Annotated in this window: 19 protein-coding genes and 1 pseudogene; 9 read left to right on the top strand and 11 right to left on the bottom strand. The window is 73.4% G+C overall.

What is annotated here, in order from left to right:
• Positions 1-21: 21 nt before the first annotated feature.
• Complete coding sequence (locus ACFYON_RS01160) at positions 22-270, top strand: DUF2630 family protein (protein WP_354872573.1); 249 nt, start codon at positions 22-24, stop codon at positions 268-270.
• 45 nt (positions 271-315) lie between these two features.
• On the opposite strand, the pseudogene ACFYON_RS01155 reads toward ACFYON_RS01160, so the two are convergent.
• From ACFYON_RS01155 to ACFYON_RS01145, 3 genes and pseudogenes are all read right to left on the bottom strand, one after another.
• A pseudogene (locus ACFYON_RS01155) lies at positions 316-1,241 on the bottom strand (serine protein kinase RIO).
• Between the two features lie 188 nt (positions 1,242-1,429).
• A complete protein-coding gene (locus tag ACFYON_RS01150) occupies positions 1,430-2,074 on the bottom strand; it encodes an HAD family hydrolase (RefSeq protein ID WP_354872576.1) in 645 nt (214 codons plus the stop codon).
• 59 nt (positions 2,075-2,133) lie between these two features.
• A complete protein-coding gene (locus tag ACFYON_RS01145) occupies positions 2,134-2,979 on the bottom strand; it encodes a carbon-nitrogen hydrolase family protein (protein ID WP_354872579.1) in 846 nt (281 codons plus the stop codon).
• A 104-nt stretch (positions 2,980-3,083) separates the two neighbouring features.
• Here ACFYON_RS01145 and ACFYON_RS01140 point away from each other — a divergent pair, with 104 nt between their 5' ends.
• From ACFYON_RS01140 to mug, 6 genes are all read left to right on the top strand, one after another.
• Positions 3,084-3,656, top strand: coding sequence for a helix-turn-helix domain-containing protein (locus tag ACFYON_RS01140; RefSeq protein ID WP_354872582.1), 573 nt, complete (start codon positions 3,084-3,086; stop codon positions 3,654-3,656).
• A 104-nt stretch (positions 3,657-3,760) separates the two neighbouring features.
• A complete protein-coding gene (locus ACFYON_RS01135) occupies positions 3,761-4,672 on the top strand; it encodes a TIGR04222 domain-containing membrane protein (RefSeq protein WP_387320440.1) in 912 nt (303 codons plus the stop codon).
• Entirely contained in the window at positions 4,669-5,487 is an 819-nt protein-coding gene (locus ACFYON_RS01130) for a DUF692 domain-containing protein (protein ID WP_357707474.1), read from the top strand. The genes ACFYON_RS01135 and ACFYON_RS01130 overlap by 4 nt, the downstream gene beginning before the upstream one ends.
• On the top strand, positions 5,484-5,930 hold the full coding sequence (locus tag ACFYON_RS01125; RefSeq protein WP_354872591.1) for a hypothetical protein: 447 nt from the start codon (positions 5,484-5,486) through the stop codon (positions 5,928-5,930). Before ACFYON_RS01130 ends, ACFYON_RS01125 begins: the two co-directional genes overlap by 4 nt.
• A 31-nt stretch (positions 5,931-5,961) precedes the next feature.
• On the top strand, positions 5,962-6,723 hold the full coding sequence (locus ACFYON_RS01120) for an SDR family oxidoreductase (protein WP_355015101.1): 762 nt from the start codon (positions 5,962-5,964) through the stop codon (positions 6,721-6,723).
• A gap of 40 nt (positions 6,724-6,763) precedes the next feature.
• Positions 6,764-7,384, top strand: a complete 621-nt coding sequence (mug, locus tag ACFYON_RS01115) for a G/U mismatch-specific DNA glycosylase (protein ID WP_354872597.1) — start codon at positions 6,764-6,766, stop codon at positions 7,382-7,384.
• 66 nt (positions 7,385-7,450) lie between these two features.
• On the opposite strand, the gene ACFYON_RS01110 is transcribed toward mug, so the two are convergent.
• The 4 genes from ACFYON_RS01110 to ACFYON_RS01095 form a co-directional block, all read right to left on the bottom strand.
• On the bottom strand, positions 7,451-9,433 hold the full coding sequence (locus ACFYON_RS01110; RefSeq protein WP_354872823.1) for an ABC transporter ATP-binding protein: 1,983 nt from the start codon (positions 9,431-9,433) through the stop codon (positions 7,451-7,453).
• Between the two features lie 131 nt (positions 9,434-9,564).
• Positions 9,565-10,332, bottom strand: a complete 768-nt coding sequence (locus ACFYON_RS01105) for an enoyl-CoA hydratase/isomerase family protein (RefSeq protein WP_354872599.1) — start codon at positions 10,330-10,332, stop codon at positions 9,565-9,567.
• 43 nt (positions 10,333-10,375) lie between these two features.
• Entirely contained in the window at positions 10,376-10,603 is a 228-nt protein-coding gene (locus ACFYON_RS01100) for a helix-turn-helix domain-containing protein (protein ID WP_007072022.1), read from the bottom strand.
• 647 nt (positions 10,604-11,250) lie between these two features.
• Positions 11,251-12,858, bottom strand: a complete 1,608-nt coding sequence (locus ACFYON_RS01095; protein WP_387189586.1) for an ABC-F family ATP-binding cassette domain-containing protein — start codon at positions 12,856-12,858, stop codon at positions 11,251-11,253.
• 247 nt (positions 12,859-13,105) lie between these two features.
• Here ACFYON_RS01095 and ACFYON_RS01090 point away from each other — a divergent pair, with 247 nt between their 5' ends.
• Positions 13,106-14,020, top strand: a complete 915-nt coding sequence (locus tag ACFYON_RS01090) for a neutral zinc metallopeptidase (protein ID WP_354872825.1) — start codon at positions 13,106-13,108, stop codon at positions 14,018-14,020.
• A gap of 65 nt (positions 14,021-14,085) precedes the next feature.
• Here the strand turns inward: ACFYON_RS01090 and ACFYON_RS01085 are convergent, their stop codons facing one another.
• From ACFYON_RS01085 to ACFYON_RS01075, 3 genes are all read right to left on the bottom strand, one after another.
• On the bottom strand, positions 14,086-15,297 hold the full coding sequence (locus ACFYON_RS01085) for a hypothetical protein (RefSeq protein WP_355095303.1): 1,212 nt from the start codon (positions 15,295-15,297) through the stop codon (positions 14,086-14,088).
• Between the two features lie 162 nt (positions 15,298-15,459).
• Entirely contained in the window at positions 15,460-16,098 is a 639-nt protein-coding gene (locus ACFYON_RS01080) for an acVLRF1 family peptidyl-tRNA hydrolase (protein WP_355095301.1), read from the bottom strand.
• A 186-nt stretch (positions 16,099-16,284) separates the two neighbouring features.
• The gene (locus ACFYON_RS01075) at positions 16,285-17,178 is read right to left on the bottom strand and encodes an SDR family NAD(P)-dependent oxidoreductase (RefSeq protein WP_355095299.1); all 894 of its coding nucleotides are present in this window, start codon (positions 17,176-17,178) and stop codon (positions 16,285-16,287) included.
• On the opposite strand from ACFYON_RS01075, the gene ACFYON_RS01070 reads away from it, so the two are divergent.
• Positions 17,177-17,611, top strand: coding sequence for a MarR family transcriptional regulator (locus ACFYON_RS01070; protein ID WP_355095296.1), 435 nt, complete (start codon positions 17,177-17,179; stop codon positions 17,609-17,611). The two genes, ACFYON_RS01075 and ACFYON_RS01070, sit on opposite strands and share 2 nt — an antisense overlap.
• A 121-nt stretch (positions 17,612-17,732) precedes the next feature.
• Here ACFYON_RS01070 and ACFYON_RS01065 read toward each other — a convergent pair whose 3' ends face one another.
• On the bottom strand, positions 17,733-20,645 hold the full coding sequence (locus ACFYON_RS01065; RefSeq protein WP_387320438.1) for a M12 family metallo-peptidase: 2,913 nt from the start codon (positions 20,643-20,645) through the stop codon (positions 17,733-17,735).
• Between the last annotated feature and the right edge of the window lie 5 nt (positions 20,646-20,650).

The raw sequence follows: 20,650 nt of genomic DNA, 5'->3' as shown, positions 1-20,650 counted from the left end.
CCGCTGTGCCAAGCTTCGGGCATGGACGACAAGACCATCCTGAGCCGGATCTCCGAACTCGTCGACGAGGAGCACCGCCTGCGTGCCGACGCGCAGCACGGCGAGGCCGGCACCGACGACGAGGCGCGGGAGCGGCTGCGCGCGCTGGAGGAGTCCCTGGACCAGTGCTGGGACCTGCTGCGCCGCCGCCGGGCCGCCCGCCAGGCGCACGGCGACCCGGACGCCCAGGGCGAGCGCCCGGTGCCGGAGGTCGAGCGCTACCTCCAGTGACCCGGTGTGCGTCCCGGACGGTCACCCGCCCGGGACGCACGTCGGTCAGCGGAGCCCCGCCTCCCGCAGCAGCGCCTCGGTCAGCGCCGCCGGGTCGGTCACCGTCGCCGGCATCCCGCGGGCGGTGAACCAGGCGGCCACCACCCGCACGTCACGGGCCAGGAACTCGGCCCCTGCGGGTTGGCCACCACGTCGACCACCTGCGGCAGGTCGATCAGCACCAGCCGGCCCGCGTGCACGAGCAGGTTGTACGGGGACAGGTCGCCGTGTGCGTACCCGGCCCGGGCGAGCACCGTGAGCGCCTCCACGAGCTGGTCCCACAGGTCGCGCAACTCGTCGTCGTCGGGCCGGACCTGGGCCAGCCGGGGCGCGGCCTGCCCCGCCCCGGCGTCGCCGACGAACTCCAGCATCAGCTCGGTGCCGAGCAACTGCACCGGGTAGGGCACCGCGATCCGCCCGGAGGCGGCCCCGATCTCCCAGAGCCGGGACAACGCGGTGAACTCGGCCGCCGCCCACTGCCCGGCGATCATCTGCCGGCCGAACTCGGTACGGCCGGTCATCGCCCGCATCTCCCGGGACCGGCGTACCCGGCGGCCCTCCAGGTAACCGGCGTCGCGGTGGAACAGCCGGTGCTGGGCGTCGCGGTAGCGCTTGACCGCCAGCAGGCAGCCGCGGCCGGTGCCCGGCACGGCGCGGCGGACCAGGTGGACGTCCGCCTCCTTGCCGGTCTTGAGCACCCCGAGCTCGGTGTCCCGGGCGGCCAGTTCGGTGACCAGCCAGTCAGGATGCGGCTCGGGGCCGTGGACGGCCCGATCCCAGGAGGACCAGGCGTCCTCCGCGTCGGGCTCGGCGTCCGGGTCGGTGAGGGCCGGCGTGCGCCGCCCTCGCTTCAGGAAGTCGGTCTCGTCGTCGTCGAAGCGGTTCTTGCCGCGGCCACGGCGCTGCGGCGCCGGGAAGTCGTGATCACGCACGGGTGGATCTGTCCTTCGATCGAGGCTGGTGGAGGCAGGTGCAACGACCCTGCGAAAACGGCCATGACCGACCTCCTCTCCTCGACCGGGCGATCCCCGGCTGCGCACTCGCGCGGCACCATGCTCGTGCCCCGGCCGGTACGGGGCAACGGATTTTCCGCGCCGCTGCCGGCTCGCCGGCGCCGCCGTCAGCCGGCCAGCACCGCCGCCACGGCCGCGATCAGCCCGTCCTCGATCCGGGTCGGCGCGTACCTCGGGTCGGACCAGCGGCGTCCGCGGTGCAGCCAGACGCTGGGCAGACCCACGGCGGTCGCCCCGCCGATGTCCGCCTCCGGGCTGTCGCCGACCACCCACGCGCCGCGCAGCGGCATCCGGGCCCGCTGGGCGGCGAGCGCGAAGATCCTCGGGTTCGGCTTGCTGACGCCCGCCTCCTCGGAGATCACCCAGTCGGCGACGTACCGGTCCAGGCCGGTCCTGCGGATCTTGGCGTCCTGCTGGCGGGCCGCGCCGTTCGTGACCACCACCGGCACCCAGCCCGCGTCTGCCGCGATCCGCAGGGCGCACGCGACGAGCGGGTCCAGCCGCATGTGGGCCACCACGCCGTCGTGCAGCTCGTCGACCAGGTCGATCGAGGGGATGCGCAACGCGTACCGGTCGCGGATCGCATCCGCCACGTCCCAGCGGTTGGTCAGCCCGTCCGCGTCCACGGACACCAACCAGTCGAGGTCGGACAGCGGCGCGCCGATGCCCGCCAGGAACCGTTCTCCCCAGACACGGAACGGCCCGTCGCGGTCCACCAGAGTGTTGTCCAGATCGAGCAGGAGCAACGGCACCTGGGCACCCTACGGCAACGGTCGGAGCACCGACAGTGCCGAGGGCCCCGGCACAGCGGTCAGGCGACGAGGACGGCGCGGGCCGCCCCGGCGTCGAGCGGACGGTCCCGCAGCATGGTGTGCGCCGCGCGGGTGGCGGCCAGCGCGTCCGGGTCCAGCGTGGCCACCAGCACGTCCTCACCGCTGTCGGCGCCCCGGGCCAGCGGCCGGCCCTCCGGGTCGTACACCGCCGCGCCGCCGTTGAACCGCCACGGGTCGGCGCCGTCGACCGAGTTGGCGAACACCACGTACATCGTGTTGTCCAGCGCCCGGGCGGCGTAGTAGAGGTCGCGGCGGTGCGCCGAGCCGGCCAGGTAGCCGCTCGGGCAGAGGTAGCCGTGCGCGCCGTCGCCGGCGGCGGCCCGCGCGTGCTCGGGGAAACAGCCGTCGTAGCAGACGCCCAGACCCAGCCGCCACGTGTCGACCTCGATCGTGGCGCCCCGGCGGCCGGCGTCGAACAGCTCGCGCTCGCCGTTCCAGAGCTGCTGCTTGTCGTACGCGGCGGTGACCGCGCCGGCCGGGTCCACCACGAGCGAGGAGATGGTGCGCCGCCGGTCGGGGTGGCGGACGGCGGCGCCGATCACCACCGCGGCGCCCGCGTCGACGGCGGCGGCGCGCAGCGGGTCCAGCCGTGCGTCGGTCACCCGGCCGTCGGCGTCGGCGGCCACGTCAGTGGCGTCCGGGTCCGCGCCCAGCGTCGGCGGGTGGTACGCCGGCAGGAACAGCTCGGGCAGCACGACGACGCGGGCGCCTTCGGCGCGGCCGACGAGGCGGGCGGCGGCGCCGGCGTTGCCGGCCACGTCGCCCGGGACGGGCTCGGCCTGGACGGCGGCGACGGTGAGCGGGCGCGCGGGGAGGGCTGTCACCCGCCGATCGTAACCACCCCGGCGACTGCAGATGATCTCCGTCACCGCATCTCAAGCCGTACGTACGGTTTGCATCGGCCGGTTCCACCTGCGACGATCCGTTCGTGCCCAGAGTAAGTCAGGACCAGCTCGACGCGCGCCGCCAGGAGATCCTCGCGGCGGCGCGGGCGTGTTTCGCCCGGCACGGCTACGAGGGCGCCACCGTACGGCGGCTGGAGGAGGCCACCGGCCTGTCCCGCGGCGCGATCTTCCACCACTTCCGGGACAAGGACTCCCTCTTCCTGGCCGTGGCCGAGGACGACGCCGCCGTCATGGTGGAGACCGTGGCCCGCAACGGTCTGGTGCAGGTCATGCGCGACCTGCTGGCCCGGGCCGTCTCGCCGGACACCACCGGCTGGCTCGGCAGCCAGCTGGAGGTCTCCCGCCGGCTGCGTACCGACCCGGCCTTCGCCAAGCGCTGGGCGGAGCGTTCCGAGGCCATCGCCGGGGCCACCCGGGAGCGCCTGCTGCGCCAGCGCGAGGCAGGCGTGCTCCGCGACGACGTGCCGATCGACGTGCTGGCCCAGTTCCTGGAGCTGGCCTACGACGGGCTGGTGCTGCACCTGGCGATGGGTCGCCCGGCAGGCGACCTGGCCCGGGTGCTCGACCTCGTCGAGGAGGCCGTCCGCCGGCACTGAACCGGCGCCGGTCTCGGTCCGGTAACTACCCCGCTCCAGGAGATCGACTCTGGCGCGCCTGCTCCACAATGAGCCGCGACCCCTCCTCGCGACAGGAGCAGACGATGACCCCCTCCGACACCTGGGGCATCCCCGGCCCCGTCTTCCTGCGCTGGTGGCTGCTGCTCGCCGTCGTCCTGGTCATCGGCGCGATCGTCTACCGGCGCCGCATGCTGGCGGGCACGCCGGTGACCGCCTACGGCGAACTGGGGCCGCAGCAGGTCGCGTACCTCAACGGCGGCGACGAGCTCGCCGTCTGGGCCGCGCTCGGCGGGCTGCGCCACGCGGGCGCCGTCGGCGTACGGCCGGACCGGCGGCTCACCACCGGCGGCCCGCTTCCGCTCGGGGTGACCCCGCTGGACCAGGCGGTCCACCACGCGGCGAGCCGCGGTCTGCGTACCCGGGAGCTGATCGCCGACGAGTGGGTCCGGCGAGCGCTCGACGAGCTGCGCGACGGCCTGGTACGCCGCGGCCTGGCACTGGACCAGGAACGGCGCCGGACGCTGCGGCGCGGCGCGCTGCTTGTCGGGTTCCTGCTCGCCATCGGCGTCGTACGCGCGGTCTCCGGACTGCTCAACGAGCGGCCCACCGGCTGGCTGCTGCTCAGCCTGTTCCCGCTCGGCCTCGCGTTCGTGCTGCTCAACCGCGTGCCCTGGCGCACCCGGGCGGCCACCGCCGCGCTCGACGACATGCGCCGCCGGCACGCCCGGCTACGACCGGCCGCCGGACCCGCGTACTCCATGTACGGCCCGACAGAGGTGGCGCTGGGCGTGGCGCTGTTCGGCACCGCCACGCTCTGGACCATGGATCCGGGCTTCGCGGAGCAGGCCGAGATCCAGCGGCAGGCGATGGGCAGCACCGGCGCCGCCAGCTCCGGCGGCTCGTGCGGCGGCGGCGCCTCGTGCGGCGGGGGCAGCTCGTGCGGCGGAGGCGGGTGCGGCGGAGGCGGGTGCGGCGGAGGCGGGTGCGGCGGGTGAGCGGCCCGTCCGGCGTCGGCATCGGCTGGCGCCCCGAGATCGCCGGCTTCGTCGCCGGGCTGCCAGGGCTGCGCTTCGTCGAGGTGGTCGCGGAGGCGGTCGCCCCGGCCGGACCGCTCCCGGACGGGCTCACCGCGCTGCGCGCACGCGGCGTCGACGTCGTACCCCACGGGGTGCGGCTGTCCCTCGGCGGCGCGGAGCCGGTGGACCCGGCCCGGGTGGCGCACCTGGCCGCTGTGGCCGCGGCGCTGGACGCGCCGCTGGTGAGCGAGCACATCGCGTTCGTGCGGGCCGGCGGCCTGGAGGCCGGTCACCTGCTGCCGCTGCCGCGCAGCCGGGAGGCGGTCGCGGCGGTGGTGGCGAACGTGCGGCGGACGCAGGCGGAGCTGCCGGTGCCGCTGGCCCTGGAACCGATCGCGGCGCTCTTCGACTGGCCCGACGACGAGCTGGACGAGGCGGACTTCCTCACCGAGATCCTCGACGCCACCGGCGCGCTGCTGCTGCTCGACGTGGCGAACGTGCACGCCAACGCCCGCAACCGCGGCGGCGACCCGGCCGCGCTGCTGGACCGGCTGCCGCTGGAGCGCGTCGCCTACGTGCACGTCGCGGGCGGCGCCGAACACGGCGGCTTCTACCACGACACGCACACCGACCCGGTGCCCGCCGCCGTGCTGGACCTGGTCCGTGAGCTGTGCGCCCGGCGCCGGCCGCCCGCGCTGCTGCTGGAACGCGACGGGCACTACCCGCCCGCCGCCGAGTTGCGCGGCGAGCTGGACGCGCTCGCCGCCGCCTCCGGCCACCCGGTGGTCACGTGAGCGGCGACCTGGCCGCCCGGCAGGCCGAGCTGGTCGTCGCGCTCGTCGCCGGTGGGCCGCTGCCACCTGGTTTCGCCCCGGCCCCGGTCGAGGCCGCCCGCCGGGCCCTGCTGCGCAAGCGGGCCGGCGACGTGGCCCGGCACTGGCCGCTGCTCGCCGCCGGCCTCGGGCCCCGCTGGCCGGCCACGTTCACCGCCTGGGCCGACGGCCGTCCCACGAACGGTTCGCTGCGCGACGGCTGGGACCTGGCCCGCGACCTGCGCGACCGGGACGCCCTGCCGCCGCTGGGCGCGGAGGAGCTGGCCGTGCGGGAGGCCGCGAACCGCTACGACGGCCGCCGCCCGCCCCGGCCACGCCGGCTGCCGGCCCTCACCCGCACCGGCGGCGCCGTCGCGGTTCAGGTCGCCGGGCGGGTACGCCTGGTGCGGCCCGCCCCGCGCTGACAGGCGTCAGCCGGTACGGCAGGATCGGGGTATGGATCTCGGACTCGCCGACCGGGTGTACGTGCTCACCGGCGCCTCCGCCGGCCTCGGCTTCGCCACCGCCGAGCAACTCGTCGCCGAGGGCGCCCGGGTGGTCATCTCCGCGCGTACCCCGGAACGGGTGGCCGCCGCGATCGAGGCGCTCGGCGACCCGCGGCGGGCGATCGGGCTGACCGCCGACCTCGCCGACCCCGCCACGCCGGAGCGGCTCGTCGCCGCCGCCCGCGAACACTTCGGCCGCCTCGACGGCGCGCTGATCTCGGTCGGCGGCCCGCCGCCCGGCAGCGCCGCCACCGTCACCGACGAGCAGTGGCGCGAGTCGTTCGAGACGGTGTTCCTGGGCAGCGTCCGGCTCGCCCGCACGGTGGCCGGCGCCCTCACCGACGACGGCGCGATCGGGCTGGTGCTGTCCACCTCGGTACGCGGGCCGCTGGCCGGCCTCGGCATCTCCAACGGCCTGCGGCCGGGCCTCGCCGGGGTGGCCAAGGACATGGCCGACGAGTTCGGCCCGCGCGGCGTACGCGTGATCAGCCTGCTGCCGGGGCGGATCATGACCGACCGCAACCGGGAGCTGCTGGCCGACTCCGGCGATCCCGAGCGGGCCCGCGCGCAGGCCGAGGCGGCGATCCCGCTGCGCCGCATCGGCGACCCGGCGGAGTTCGGCAGGGTGGCCGCGTTCCTGCTCTCCCCCGCCGCCGGGTACGTCACCGGGGTGACCGTGCCGGTCGACGGCGGCGCGCTGCGCGGGCTGTGACGGTGGGTGCGGTGGCCGGGCTTCCCGGGGCGGTGGGACGGTGAGCGATCGACGGCGTCCGGCCGGTGGGCGGCCCGAAGCCGCGCCCGGACCGGGCACCCCCGCCCGCCGCCACCCCCGGCCCAGCCGGGAACAGCTCGCCGCGGCGGCCGACCGGCTGCTGCCCGACGTGATCGCACCCGGCCTGGACGTGCTGTTCGTCGGCATCAACCCGGGCCTGTGGTCGGCGGCCACCGGTTGGCACTTCGCCCGCCCGGGCAACCGTTTCTGGCCCGCCCTGCACCGGGGCGGCTTCACGCCGCGCCTGCTGCACCCCAGCGAACAGGACACCCTCCCGGCGCTGGGCCTCGGCATCACCAACATGGTGGCCCGGGCCAGCGCCCGCGCCGACGAGCTCACCGCCGCGGAACTCGTCGACGGCGCCGCCACGCTCACCGCCAAGGTCGAGAACTACCGGCCGCGCTGGGTGGCGGTGGTCGGGGTGACCGCGTACCGGATCGGGTTCGCCCGGCCGAAGGCCGGGTTCGGGCCGCAGCCGGAGCCGCTCGCGACGGCCCGGCTCTGGGTGCTGCCCAACCCGAGCGGCCTGAACGCCCACTTCACCCCGGAGACGCTGGGCGCCGCGTTCGCGGAGCTGCGTGCCGCGGTCGTCGCGGGTTAGGGCTCCGGTCGTCGCGGGTTGAGCTTCGGCCGGGCGCTGCCGGGAGTGCTGCCTCGTCGGTCTCCGCTAGTTGGCCGCGGCCGGGGGCATGGCCTCGTGGGCGACGTAGGTGCCCATCGGCACCGTGGTCACCACCGGCTCGGGCTGCTCGGCCTCGGTGTGGGGCACGGGCGAGTCGGTGACCGCGAACTGGGTGCGGTACAGCTCGGCGTACAGGCCGCCGACGGCCACCAGCTCGTCGTGCCGGCCGCGCTCCACGATCCGGCCCTCGTCGAGCACGAGGATCTGGTCGGCGTCACGCACCGTGGAGAGCCGGTGCGCGATGACCAGCGCGGTACGCCCGGTCAGCGCCACCGACAGCGCCCGCTGCACGGCGGCCTCGCTTTCCGAGTCCAGGTGCGCGGTGGCCTCGTCGAGAATCACGATCGACGGGGCCTTGAGCAGCAACCGGGCGATGGCGATGCGCTGCTTCTCGCCGCCGGAGAAGCGGTAGCCCCGCTCGCCGACCGTCGTGTCGAGCCCGTCCGGCAGCGCCCGGACCAGGTCGGCGACCTGCGCGCCGGCCAGCGCCGCCCAGATCTCGTCGTCGGTGGCGTCCGGCTTGGCGTAGCGCAGGTTCTCCCGGATCGTCTCGTGGAACAGGTGCGAGTCCTGGGTGACCACGCCGATCTCGTCGCGCAGCGAGGCGAGCGTCGCGTCCCGCACGTCGACGCCACCGACCAGCACCTGGCCGTCGCTGACGTCGTAGATCCGGGAGATCAGCATGGACAGCGTCGACTTGCCCGCGCCGGAAGGACCGACCAGGGCCACCATCTGCCCCGGCTCGACGGAGAACGACACGCCCTTGAGGACCGGCTCGTTCACCGTCCGGTCGAGCGTCGACACATCCTCCAGGGAGGCCAGCGACACCTCGGCCGCGCTCGGGTAGCGGAAGCGCACGTCGCGGAACTCGACCCGGCCGCTGCCGCGCGGCACCGGCACCGCGTCGGGCTTCTCGGCGATGGTCGGGCGCAGGTCGAGCACCTCGAAGACCCGGTCGAAGGAGACGAGCGCGCTCATCACGTCGACCCGGACGTTCGACAGCGCGGTCAGCGGGCCGTAGAGGCGGGTCAGCAGCAGCGCCAGCTTGACCACGGTGCCGGCGCTGACCGCACCGGTGACCGCCAGCCAGCCGCCGACGCCGTACGTCAGGGCCTGGGCCAGCGACGCGACGAGCAGCATCGCGACGAAGAACGTCCGCGAGTACATCGCGGACTGGATGCCGATGTCGCGCACCCGCTCGGCCCGGCGGGCGAACCGGTCGGCCTCCACCTCCGGCGCGCCGAACAGCTTGACCAGGAGCGCGCCCGCCACACCGAAGCGCTCGGTCATCGTCGCGTTCATCTTGGCGTCGAGGTTGTACGACTCGCGGGTGATCTCGGCCAGCCGCTTGCCGACCCGGCGGGCCGGGATGATGAAGATCGGCAGCAGCACCAGCGCCAGCACGGTGATCTGCCAGGACAGCAGGAGCATCGCCCCGGCGGTGAGCACGAGCTGGATGACGTTGCTGACCACGCCGGACAGCGTCGAGGTGAACGCGCGCTGGGCGCCGAGCACGTCGTTGTTGAGCCGGCTGACCAGCGCGCCGGTCTGGGTGCGGGTGAAGAACTGCAACGGCAGCCGCTGGACGTGGTCGTACACCCGGGTGCGCAGGTCGAGGATGATGCCCTCGCCGATGCGGGCCGAATACCACCGCTGGACCAGGGAGAACACGGCGTCGGCCACAGCCAGCGCGGCGATGATCAGGGCGAGCCGGACGACTGTCGCGCGGGCGTCCGCGCCGCCATCGGCGATCGCGTCGATGACGTCACCGGCGAGCAGCGGCGTGGCCACGCCGATCACCGCGGCGACGATCACGGTGATCAGGAAGACGACGATGTCGCGCCGGTAGGGGCGGGCGAACGCGACGATCCGCCGGGCGGTGCCGCGCTTGAGCTCGTGGGTGGAGACCTCGTCGCGGTTGCGCAGCGAGCGGAGCATGCTCCAGCCGCCCATGCCGCCGCCGGCCATTGGGTGGGACACTCGTCACCTCCGGTCGTCAGGGCAGCAGGAATCGTCGGAGTCCATTCTCCCGACGCCTGTGACAACCTCGCGAGTAACCCAGATCTTCCCGAACGGTCCTTACGGAATCGCCGTACCGGCTATTCGCCCCGCCCGGCCAGGTCCCGGATCCGCCGGGTCTGCGCCTCCCGCTCGGCGCGCTGCTGCTCGGCGTGCGAGCGCCCGGCCGCGCCCGCGAGCAGCGCCTTGATCTCGACGATCGCGTCCCGGTTGTTCGCCAGCAGCCCGGCGGACAGGTCACGCACGGCGGCGTCCAGTTCGTCGTTGGGCACCACGAGCGTGGCCAGGCCGATCCGGTCCGCCTCGGTGGCGTCCATCCGCCGGCCGGTGGCGCAGATCTCCAGCGCCCGGGAGTAGCCGACCAGCTCGACCAGGCGGCGCGTGCCGGCCAGGTCGGGGACCAGGCCGAGGGTCACCTCGGCCATGGAGAGCTTGGCGTCGGCGGCGAGCACCCGCATGTCGCAGGCGAGGGCCAGTTGGAAGCCGGCGCCGATGGCGTGGCCCTGCACCGCGGCGATCGACACCACGTCCGGCCGGTGCAGCCAGGTGAAACCGCCCTGGTATCCGGCGATCCGGTCGGCGCACTCGGCCTCCGGCATCGCGGCCAGCTCGGCGAAGGAGCCCGGCCCGGTCGCGCCGGCGACCGCCAGGTCCAGGCCCGCGGAGAAGGCACGCCCCTCCCCGCGTACGACGACGACGCGGACGTCGCCCGGCAGGTCGCGGGAGAAGTCGCTCATCGCGCGCCACATCGCGGGAGTCTGGGCGTTCAGTACGTCGGGCCGGCACAACGTCACCGTCGCGACCGGCCCGTCGCAGTCGAAGCGCACTCCGGTCGTCTCGGCGGTCACCGGACGCCCCGGAACGCGCTGGTGGACGACGCTGGGGGGCGGGTCACGCCTTCTTCCGGCGCCGGGCACCGCCGCGCTGCCGCAGCTGCACCCCGGACTCGGTGAGCACCCGGTGGATGAACCCGTAGGAACGGCCGGTCGAGGCCGCCAGAGCACGAATGCTCTCTCCGCCGGTGTACCGCTTTACCAGGTCTTTGGCGAGCGTCTGACGCTCGGCCCCGACGATCCGGCGACCCTTCTCAGTGCTGGTGGCTGTGCCAGTGGCTGCCATGCTGATTCCTCACGTCCCAGACTGTGCGGTTCGGATACGGTCCCACCTATTAGACCGTCTCGGACGATCATGCGCCAGATATCAACTATTCGCCAACCGACACGCTACGCAATGTCAGCTTCCCGATAGAGTGATCCTTCCGGCCGGCTGATCCGTACCGGCCCGCCGACAAGCCCGTCCGCCACAGTTCGGCAAGGTGGCGGCGTCGCAGGGGGTGGACTGGCCAGGGCCCACGCCGTGGTCGGGCCGGTCCGTGCCGGCGGGTCCCCGAGAGGTACCGCCAATCGGCTTGCCGATCGACAGACGACGATTCGGCCCGCGCCGCTTCGGCAAAGTGGCGGCATCCTCCCGCATGACCGACACCAGTTTCCCGAAGTGGTTGCCTCGCCGCGCTCCGGATACCTCCACTTCGGCGAGCCGGTTCGGGTCATGCCGACGGTGGGTGCGCGGGCCGAATGGGTCAGGCGTTCCGGGCCGGCGGTGGGACCACCGGCGCGACGGGCCGTACCGTGCCCGGTGTGCTTGACATGATCACGGCCGCGGCGGGTGCCGCCGGCGTCTTCGCCGCCACCAACCGGCGCTCCGTCCCCGGCCGGCCCGGGCCGCCCGCACCGGGCCCGGCCCGCCCCGGGGAAGGGACGGACGGCTCAGGCCAGCTCTACCAGCTCCAGCAGGTCGTCGGACCAGGCGTCCTCGTCGCCGTCGGGCAGCAGGATGGCGCGGTCCGGCTTGAGCGCGGTGACCGCGCCCGGATCGTGGGTGACCAGCACGATCGCGCCCGGATAGCGGGCGATCGCGTCGAGCACCTGCTCCCGGCTCACCGGGTCGAGGTTGTTCGTCGGCTCGTCCAGCAGCAGCACGTTGGCGCCCGAGCACACCAGTGTGGCCAGCGCCAGCCGGGTCTTCTCGCCGCCGGAGAGCACGCCGGCCGGCTTGTCCACGTCCTCGCCGGAGAACAGGAACGCGCCGAGGATCTTGCGCAGGTCGGTGTCGGTCTGGTCGGACGCGGCGCTGCGCATGTGCTCCAGGATCGTCCGGTCCACGTCGAGCGTCTCGTGCTCCTGGGCGTAGTAGCCCAGCCGCAGCCCGTGCCCGGGACGCACCTCGCCGGTGTCCGGCTTTAGCAGCCCGCCGAGCATCCGCAGCAGCGTGGTCTTGCCGGCGCCGTTGAGGCCGAGGATGGCCACCCGCGAGCCCCGGTCCACCGCCACGTCGACGTCGGTGAAGATCTCCAGCGACCCGTACGACTTGGACAGGCCGGTCGCGGTCAGCGGCGTCTTGCCGCACGGCGCGGGGCTCGGGAACCGTACCTTGGCGACCCTGTCCGCGACGCGGACCTCGTCCAGGCCGGAGAGCAGGCGCTCGGCGCGGCGGGCCATGTTCTGCGCGGCGACGGTCTTGGTGGCCTTGGCCCGCATCTTGTCCGCCTGCGCCATCAGCGCGCCGGCCTTCTTCTCGGCGTTGGCCCGCTCCCGGCGGCGGCGGCGCTCGTCGGTCTCCCGCGCCTCCAGGTAGGCCTTCCAGCCCAGGTTGTACGTGTCGACCACGGACCGGGTGGCGTCCAGGAACCAGACCTTGTTGACCACGGCCTCCAGCAGTGCGCCGTCGTGGGAGATCACGATCAGGCCGCCCTTGTGGTTGGCGAGGAAGCCGCGCAGCCAGGTGATCGAGTCGGCGTCGAGGTGGTTCGTGGGCTCGTCGAGCAGCAGGATGCCGCCGCCGTTCTCGCCGGCGTCGCGGAACAGGATCCGGGCCAGCTCGATGCGGCGGCGCTGGCCGCCGGAGAGGGTGCCGATGGTCTGCGCCAGGGCCCGGTCGGGCAGGCCGAGGTTGGCGCAGATCCGGGCCGCCTCGGCCTCGGCCGCGTAGCCGCCGAGCGAGGCGAACTGGTCCTCCAGCGCGCCGTAGCGGCGGACCAGCCGCTCGTCGTCGGCGCCCTCGGCGAGCTTGTCCTCCAGCTCCTTCATCTGTGCCATGAGCACGTCCAGCCCACGGGCGGAGAGCACCCGGTCCCGGCCGGTGACGTCCAGGTCGCCGGTACGCGGGTCCTGCGGCAGATAGCCGATGGCGCTGCGCCTGTCGATCTGGCCGCCGTACGGCTGGCCCTCCCCGGCGAGCACCTTGAGTGTGGTGGTCTTGCCGGCGCCGTTGCGGCCGACCAGGCCGATCCGGTCCCCCGGCTGCACCCGCAGCGTGGTGTCGGACAGCAGGATCCGGGAACCGGCACGCAGTTCCAGGCCGGTGGCAGTGATCATTTCGGAGTACTCGCTCTCGGGTCCGGAAGGGCTGATTCAGGGCACGCGAAAGCGCCGGCGGGTGGTGATTTCCCGTCGGCGCGGGGCGGTTCAGCCTTCGCAGCGCAGCACGGGGACAAGTGTACCGGGCCCGGCGAGTCCTCTCCCCCGGATTACCGTGCAAGATCATCGGGTACGGAAACGGCCGTCCGGACCCGGTCCGGTACCGCAACCATCACATACGGACACATCGGTGATCGGGGTCAACATGGAGCTGAACGAGAACGCGCGGGTCGACACCAGCCAGGTGGACGACCGGCGAGGGTCCGGCGGAGGCGGCGGGATGGGCATTCCGATCCCGATCGGCGGCGGCCGCGGCGGGATCGTGGGCATCATCATCGCCGTGCTCGTCGCCCTGGTGGGCGGCGGCTTCGGCCTCAACGCCGCCACCAACGGCGGCGGTTCCGAGCAGGGCGACAACACCTCGCTGGAGCAGAAGTGCTCGGCGCAGGACGGGCTGAAGGAGCTCGACTGCCGCAACGCGCTCTACGTCAACTCGATCCAGGCGTACTGGCGCACCGCCCTGCCGGAGGCGTTCGGCGAGCAGTACCGGCCGTCGAAGACGGTGTTCTTCAGCCAGAACGTCAGCACGGCCTGCGGCGCGGCCGACTCGGGCGTCGGCCCGTTCTACTGCCCGGCCGACGACCTGGTCTACATCGACCTCAGCTTCTACAAGCTGCTCGCCGACCAGCTCGGCGCCGAGGGCGAGTTCGCCCAGCCGTACGTGCTGGCCCACGAGTACGGCCACCACGTGCAGGACCTGCTCGGCACCGAGGCGCAGATGCGCCGCCAGCAGCAGCGCGACCCGCAGAGCGCGAACGCGCTGTCGGTGAAGCTGGAGCTGCAGGCCGACTGCTACGCCGGCGCCTGGGCGAAGAACGCCACCGGCACCGCCGACGAGCAGGGCCAGAAGATCTTCAAGAGCATCACCGAGCAGGACATCTCACAGGCCATCGACACGGCCGAGAAGATCGGCGACGACGCCATCCAGCAGCGCTCCGGCCGGCCGGTGAACCCGGACGAGTTCACCCACGGCAGCTCCGAGCAGCGCAAGCAGTGGTTCACCAAGGGCTTCACCACCGGCGACCCGAAGTCCTGCGACACCTTCGGCGCCGGGGCCTGACCCGCGCCGCATCGGCCCGCACCGCCGTCTGCGGTGGTGCGGGCCGATGTCGTGTCCGGGGCCGGTCAGGCCGGTAGTGCCACCTGAGCCGGAGTGGACCGGTTGGCAGTCGTCCCGTCACCGAGCTGACCGCCGCTGTTGTCGCCCCAGCACCACAGGCCGCCGTCGGTACGGATGCCGCAGCCGTGGTCGGTCACCGCGACCTCGCCGGTCCACGTGGTGGCCGTGCCGACCTGGACGGGCGCGGACCGGTGGGTGGTGCCGCCGTCGCCCACCTGCCCGGTCGAGTTCTTGCCCCAGCACCACAGGCTGCCGTCGGTACGCGACGCGCACGCCGTGTCGCTGCTCGCGGCGATCCGGCTCCACGTGGTGGCGGCGCCGATCTGCACCGGCGCGGTCCGGTACGAGCCGCTCACGCCGAGCTGCCCGTATCCGTTCTCACCCCAGCACCACAACGCGCCGGACCGGATCCCGCAGGTGTGCGCGTACCCGGCCACCACGCCGGTCCACCCGGTAGCGGTGCCGACCTGCGCGGGCGCGGTCTGCGGCGCCAGGTTGCCCAACCCGAGCTGGCCGTCCGAGCTGGACCCCCAGCACCAGAGCGTGCCGCCGGTGCGGACACCGCAGGTGTGCCCGAAGCCGGTCGAGACGCTCACCCAGTCCGTCGCCGCGCCGACCTGCAACGGGGTGTTCGCCACGTAGGGCGAGGCGCCGACACCGAGCTGCGTGGTCCGGTTGAATCCCCAGCACCAGAGCGTGCCGTCGGTGCGGATCGCGCAGGTGTGCGAGGGGCCGGCGTCGACACTGGCCCAGGTGGCGACGGTGCCGACCTGCACCGGGGCGGTGCGGGTGGTGGTGGTTCCGTCACCGAGCTGGCCCCGGAAGTTGGAGCCCCAGCACCAGAGCGTCCCGTCGGTGCGTACCGCGCAGGTGTGCCCGGAGCCGGCGTCGACATCCGTCCACGTGGCGGCGCCGACCCGCGCCGGGGCGCTCCGGTTCGTGGTGGTCCCGTCGCCGAGCTGGCCGCCGTAGTTCGAGCCCCAGCACCACAGTCCCCCGTCGGTGCTGATCGCGCAGGTGTGCGCGCCGCCCGCGGTGACGGTGGTGAGCGCGGGCGCGGCGAGCGCGGCGCGCTCGACCGGACCCGCGTTGGCCGTGCCGGCTGTCAGCGTGGCGGTGAGCACGAGGCTTCCGGCGCTCATCGCCGCCGCCGCGACGAGGAGCCTCGTCGCACGGCGCCACCGGGCCCGCAGCCGGCCGTCCTGATATCCGCTCATGAAGTTGTTCTCTCCCAACGATGTCGACGCGTGATGGCGGAGGCGAAGCTGCCCAGCGGGTCGCCCGGAGACCCGGCTTCGTGACACCGACCATAGGCATCGAGTCGATTCGATGCACCATCGAGGATCGGGATTGAGGCGTCTTGAGGTGATCTTTCCTGTTCAGCGGACCAGGATGTGGACCGCCCGAGCGGCCGCCACGGCCGCCACCAGCACCGCGTGCCGAGGCTCCGGCACGTCGAGCAGGCGCGGCGCGCGCAGCGCCGCGAGCGGGGCCAGCCGCCGGTCGGCGAGCACCGTGTCCACCGCGCGCCGGTCACCGCCGCACACCAGCGCCGCCAGGGTGCCCGCTTCCGGCACCAGCAGACGTACGGCCAGCTCGGCGGCGTCCCCCAGGGCGGCCTTCGCCTGGTTGTCCCGCCGCCGGGCGAACCGCTGCTGGGACCAGCCACCCGCCGCGGTGCGGCCCTGCACGTACCGGGTGTCCACCTTGGAGACCACCAGGTCGGCGCCGTCGGCGACGCCGACCGCCACCGCGCCCTTGCGGGCCAGGAGCAGACCGAGCCGGCGGGCCGCCGTGGCGAAGGCGACGAATCCGGGTACGTCCGCCGACGCGGCCGCGCCGGGCGGGGTGTGCAGCTCGGCGGTGGCGCCGTCCGGGGCGGTGAGCAGCAGCCCGTACTTGTGGACGGTCGTCGTCGGCGGGCCGTGCCGGTCGGCGAAGCCCTCGACCCAGCGGGCGACGCGGGCCGGGTCGACCTCGACCCACCGGCCGCCCCCGGCTGCGGGTCGGCTGGTCACCGTCCGACCGTACGACATGGCGAGGCCCGCCGGCCCGCCGGGCGACAACCGGACGGACCCTCGTCGAGACAGGCGGTCAGGGCCGCGCGGACAGAGACCTGCTTCGGGTACGCCTCAATCACGCGTCATCCTGGTCGCCGCCCCGGTCCCATCACTGGTTTTCGCCCCGCTCGCACCGCGACTCGGCTACTGGTCGATGAGCTCGCGGGTTGCCGCGCGCAGCCGGGCGCGTGCCGGGGCGTCGTACGCCTGCTCGTGAGCACGGGCCTCGTCGAACCGGTCGAAGTAGCGCCCGGTCACCTGCCCGAGCGCAGAGTCGATGATCAACCGCAGGGTGGGCAGCGCACCGTCGTGAACTGAGGCGGCAGGTGCCAGGCCGCTGGTCCGGACCATCGGCGTGTCCATGAGATGGGCGGGGTGCAGTGCGTTCACCGTGATGCCATGGCCGCCCAGTTCCACCGCGAGATCGAAACTACTCATGATCATGGCGAGCTTGGCCCGGCAGTAGGCCTGGACTCCGTCGTAGTGCCGGCTGAGCATCAGGTCATCGAAGTCGACCGGCGCCTGGCCCTTCGACGCGACGTTCACCACCCGGGCCGCGCCGGATGCGGCGAGCAGCGGCGCCAACTCCCAGGTCAGCAGATGGGGCGCCAGGTGGTTCACGGTCAGCCGCAACTCGTGCCCCTGTCGGCCGATCTCGCGCCGGGTGGGATCACTGCCGCCGCCGACCGCAGCGTTGTTGACCAACACGTCGAGTCGCGGCTCGACCTGCCGGATGCGGTCGGCCAGTCCGCGCACCTGCTCCAGGTCGGCGAGGTCGGCCCGGTAGGTCCGCGCGGTCGTCTCCGCACCCAACTCCTCGGCCACCCGGCCCAATCGCTCCGGGTCGCGCCCGTGCAGCAGCAGCGTGGCACCGCGCCCGGCCAGATCCCGAGCCACCTGGCGGCCCAGGCCGGTGGTGGCGCCGGTGATGAGGATGACCTTTCCGTCCACGCGGCCTCCAAAGCCTTGATCGACCATCAAGACCTTGATGGTAATACAGGTTTTTATCGAGATTCCAGAGACTACGATGTGCGACATGGGAATGCCGGCCGGGGAACGACTCGGCCTCGACATCAAACGCGCCGAGCAGGCGCTCATGGCGGCGAAGACCGCCGCGTTGCGGCCCGCGAACCTGACCGTCGCGCAGTATTCCGCGCTGCTGGCGCTCGCCGACAGCCCCGGCATCTCGGGCGCGGCGCTCGCCCGGTCCTGCCTCGTCACCCCGCAGGCCATGGCGGCCGTGCTGAAAACCCTCGAGGAACGCGGCCTCGTGGTCCGTGCACCGCACCGATGGCACCGGCACGTCCTCGAGACTCACCTCACCGAGGCGGGCCAGGAAGCCCTGACCGTGGCCGACGGTGCCGCCGTACGCATCGAACGCCGCCTCGCGGACACGTTCACCGACGAGGAGCGACGGACCCTGCGACACCTGCTGGCGCGCGGCGTGCAGGCGATCGAGGAGCAGGAGTGACCGCCGGGGCCGACGGGCGACCGCTCGGTCAGACGTTGAAGCCGAGCGAGCGGAGCCGGCACCACCAGAAACAACGCGGGAGGACACCGTGACCGGTGCCCTCCCGCGTCTGCCGCGTGGATCAGTGGACGGTGAGGTTGCCGCCCTTCAGGTTGACCTCGGCGGTCGCGCCACCCGTCCAGTCGGACGACAGGAGCAGGGCGCCGCCCTTCCACAGGGTGAGCCCGACGCCGTCGTTCCTACCGGGGGCGCCCCGGTCGGTCACCGTCACGGCCAGGGTCAGCCCGGAGGCCACCAGCTTGCCCTTGCTGTCGTACAGGGCGGCCTGGTAGCGCACCTGGGCGACCTTGCCCGCCGAGGTGACGCCGAGCGCGTCGACCGTGTCGGCCTTGATCGTGTACGACTTCCCGCCGGAGCGGAACTCGACCTCGGCCTTGCCCGACGGGGCCTTGTTCGCCTTGCCCGGCTTCGCGTTCAGCTCCACCTCGACAGTGGAGTTCACGTCGGCCGGGTAGGTCCCCGCCGAGCGGGTGGCGGTGAACTCGCCACCGCCGGTGAGGAACCCACCGTCGGAGACGGCGACGGTCACCTGGGCGGTGGTGCTGCCCGTGTAGTTGCCGCCGACGGTCGCGGTGACCGTGTGCGTACCCTTCGGCAGGGTGGCCGCACACGCCGCGGACGCGGTGGTGGTGGCCGTGCCGAGCAGGGTCGGCGCGGCGGTGCAGAGCGTCACGCCGTCCTCGGTGAAGGTGACGGTGGCGGTACGGATGTCACCCGCCGTGGTGTCCGTCGCCCCGGGCAGCACCGAGCCGTCCCAGACGACGGCCCGCAGCAGGGCCGTGCCGGACGCGCCGCCGGTCGCGGTGTTCACGAGCGTGTCACCGGCCCAGCTGACCGCCGCGTCCTCGGCGGCGACGGTGACGGTGAACGAGGTGGCACCGGTCAGCCCGGAGCCGTCGGACACGGTCACGGTGACCGGGTAGCCACCCGGGGCCGCCGTGGTGGTGCCGGCGACGGTCCAGGTACGCGAGCCCGGCCGGGCGTCGGTCGCGGAGGTGCTCGTGACGGCCAGGGACAGGCCGGCGGGCAGCCCGGTGGCGGCAGCGGTCAGATCCGCGCCGGCGGTGTCGCCGTCGGTCGCGGTGACGGTGACGGCCGGCGAGAGCGCGTCGCTGTACTGCACGCGTGCGCCGCCGTCGGGGGCGGTGCTGGTGACGACCGGGGCGGACCGGACGGTGAAGTCGGCGTCGTTGACGTCGAAGAAGACGTTGCCGACCGCCTCGATCTTGATCCGGGCCTTCTCGGTGGCCACGTTCGGCAGCGTCACGGTCGCCGTGCCGGTGTTGGCGGTCCGCTCGGCCAGCACGTACGGGAAGGTCAGGCCGCCGTCGGCGGACAGCGAGATCTTCACCTGCGCGGCGTTCACCGGCGCCACGTCGGTGCCGGCGACGTCCCACGTCACGGTCTGGGTCGAGCCGCCGTCCAGGACGGCGGCGGTGCCCTGCGAGGTCACCAGGAACGGACCCGCGTCCGGCGCCAGCACCACGGCGACATCGGCGCTGCCGACGCCGCCGCCACCCAGCCGCCCGTCCCGGGCGGTGAGCTTGAAGTGCAGGGTCCGGTCGCCCGCGATGCCGACCCAGTCGCGGGTGGGCAGGAACTCCGAGTAGCAGTCCACCAGCTCGGCCGGCACGTTCGACGCGCCACCGGTGGCCGGCGGGGCCGGCGCGGCCGGGCAGGCGCCGGTGGCGGCGTTGGTGTTGCCGGCCAGGATCTGCCGCATGTCCGGGAAGACCCGGGTCGAGTCGGTGGTGACCGAGTTCAGGCCCGGCGAGTGGTACTTCAGCGTGTCGGTCGGCGACACGATCGCCGCCTCGCCGAACACCCGGAACAGCGGACCGTTGACCTTCGTGTTGTTCGTCAGCGCGGTACCGGTCGTGGCGCCCCTGTCGTTCTGCTCCCACAGGTACGTGATGGTGTCGCCGTCGGCGTCGGTGGCGCTGCCGGTCAGCGCGAACGGCGTACGCACCGGGATCGTGACGGTCTCCGGCACGGTGACCAACGGGGCGTGGTTGGCGGTCTCCTCGACCAGCCAGCCGCCGTTGTCGATGGCGCCACCCTTGGCCGTCTCGCCGACGAATCCGGAGGTGCCGGAGGTGTTCGTGAGTTCCAGCGACGCCACGTTCGTGGTCGCCAGCGTGCCGCCGAAGGTCACCTGGAAGCCGTTGTCGTTGAGCGCGCCGCTGCCACCGAACGCGGCCACCGCGACAGTCGCGCCGGCCGGCCAGCCGGCGAGGCCCTCGATGGCCGCCTTGATGCCGGCGGTGGTGTAGTTGACGCCCCGCACGATCGGCGCCGAGTCGTTGCCCGCGTAGCGGACGGTGAAGGACTCACCGTCGGCGTCGAACCCGTACAACGAGACGGTCTGCACCTCGTTGATCGCCGGACGGTTCGACGTCACGTAGTTGGTGATCTCGGTGTAGCTGCGGTGCGACCAGTACGGGTCGCTGTGCGGCTGCAGGTTGTCCTGCTGGCAGATGCCCGCGTACGCCATGATCAACGAACCGCTGCCCGGCTCGTACGAGTTGGCCGCGCTGCGGTTGCCGCCCGAGCAGTTGTACTGCGTGCCGTTGAAGGTGTGGTTGCCGGCGAACTGGTGACCCATCTCGTGGGAGACGTAGTCGACCGCGTAGAAGTCGCCGACCGGCGTCGGCAGGCCGGTGCAGCCCTGCGCCTTGCCGTTGCCGCCGATCACGCCGAGACTCGCCACGCCACCGCCGTTGACGCCCAGGCCGATGTGGCCCACGTCGTAGTTGCTCGCGCCGACCAGCTGGCCGAGCACGATCCGGTTGCGGCTGAGCGTGCCGCTGCCGCAGGAGGTGAGCTGCGCCGGGGTGAAGCAGGCCGCCGCGCCGCACGGCCCGTTCGGCTCGGTGGCCAGGGCCGGCGTGTTCAGGTTGGTCTTCTCGGTGTCGTCGATCAGCACGAGCCGGATCGCGGTCTCGTCCTCGTAGATCTGGGTGACCCGGTTCATCAGCG

Origin of the sequence: Micromonospora sp. NPDC005686 (assembly GCF_042871665.1) — a bacterium.
Classification (GTDB): Bacteria; Actinomycetota; Actinomycetes; order Mycobacteriales; family Micromonosporaceae; genus Micromonospora.
The sequence above is the reverse complement of the archived record's forward strand: the minus strand, read 5'-3'. Positions and strand labels throughout refer to the sequence as shown.

What these genes read in the sequence shown, in the direction of transcription:
- ACFYON_RS01160 (WP_354872573.1), top strand. Translation starts at nt 22, where the DNA reads ATGGACGACAAGACCATCCTGAGCCGGATCTCCGAACTCGTCGACGAG.
- ACFYON_RS01135 (WP_387320440.1), top strand. Translation starts at nt 3,761, where the DNA reads ATGACCCCCTCCGACACCTGGGGCATCCCCGGCCCCGTCTTCCTGCGC.
- ACFYON_RS01120 (WP_355015101.1), top strand. Translation starts at nt 5,962, where the DNA reads ATGGATCTCGGACTCGCCGACCGGGTGTACGTGCTCACCGGCGCCTCC.
- ACFYON_RS01110 (WP_354872823.1), bottom strand. Translation starts at nt 9,433, where the DNA reads ATGGCCGGCGGCGGCATGGGCGGCTGGAGCATGCTCCGCTCGCTGCGC.
- ACFYON_RS01100 (WP_007072022.1), bottom strand. Translation starts at nt 10,603, where the DNA reads ATGGCAGCCACTGGCACAGCCACCAGCACTGAGAAGGGTCGCCGGATC.
- ACFYON_RS01095 (WP_387189586.1), bottom strand. Translation starts at nt 12,858, where the DNA reads ATGATCACTGCCACCGGCCTGGAACTGCGTGCCGGTTCCCGGATCCTG.
- ACFYON_RS01090 (WP_354872825.1), top strand. Translation starts at nt 13,106, where the DNA reads ATGGAGCTGAACGAGAACGCGCGGGTCGACACCAGCCAGGTGGACGAC.
- ACFYON_RS01085 (WP_355095303.1), bottom strand. Translation starts at nt 15,297, where the DNA reads ATGAGCGGATATCAGGACGGCCGGCTGCGGGCCCGGTGGCGCCGTGCG.
- ACFYON_RS01070 (WP_355095296.1), top strand. Translation starts at nt 17,177, where the DNA reads ATGGGAATGCCGGCCGGGGAACGACTCGGCCTCGACATCAAACGCGCC.
- ACFYON_RS01075 (WP_355095299.1), bottom strand. Translation starts at nt 17,178, where the DNA reads ATGTCGCACATCGTAGTCTCTGGAATCTCGATAAAAACCTGTATTACC.
- ACFYON_RS01065 (WP_387320438.1), bottom strand. Translation starts at nt 20,645, where the DNA reads ATGAACCGGGTCACCCAGATCTACGAGGACGAGACCGCGATCCGGCTC.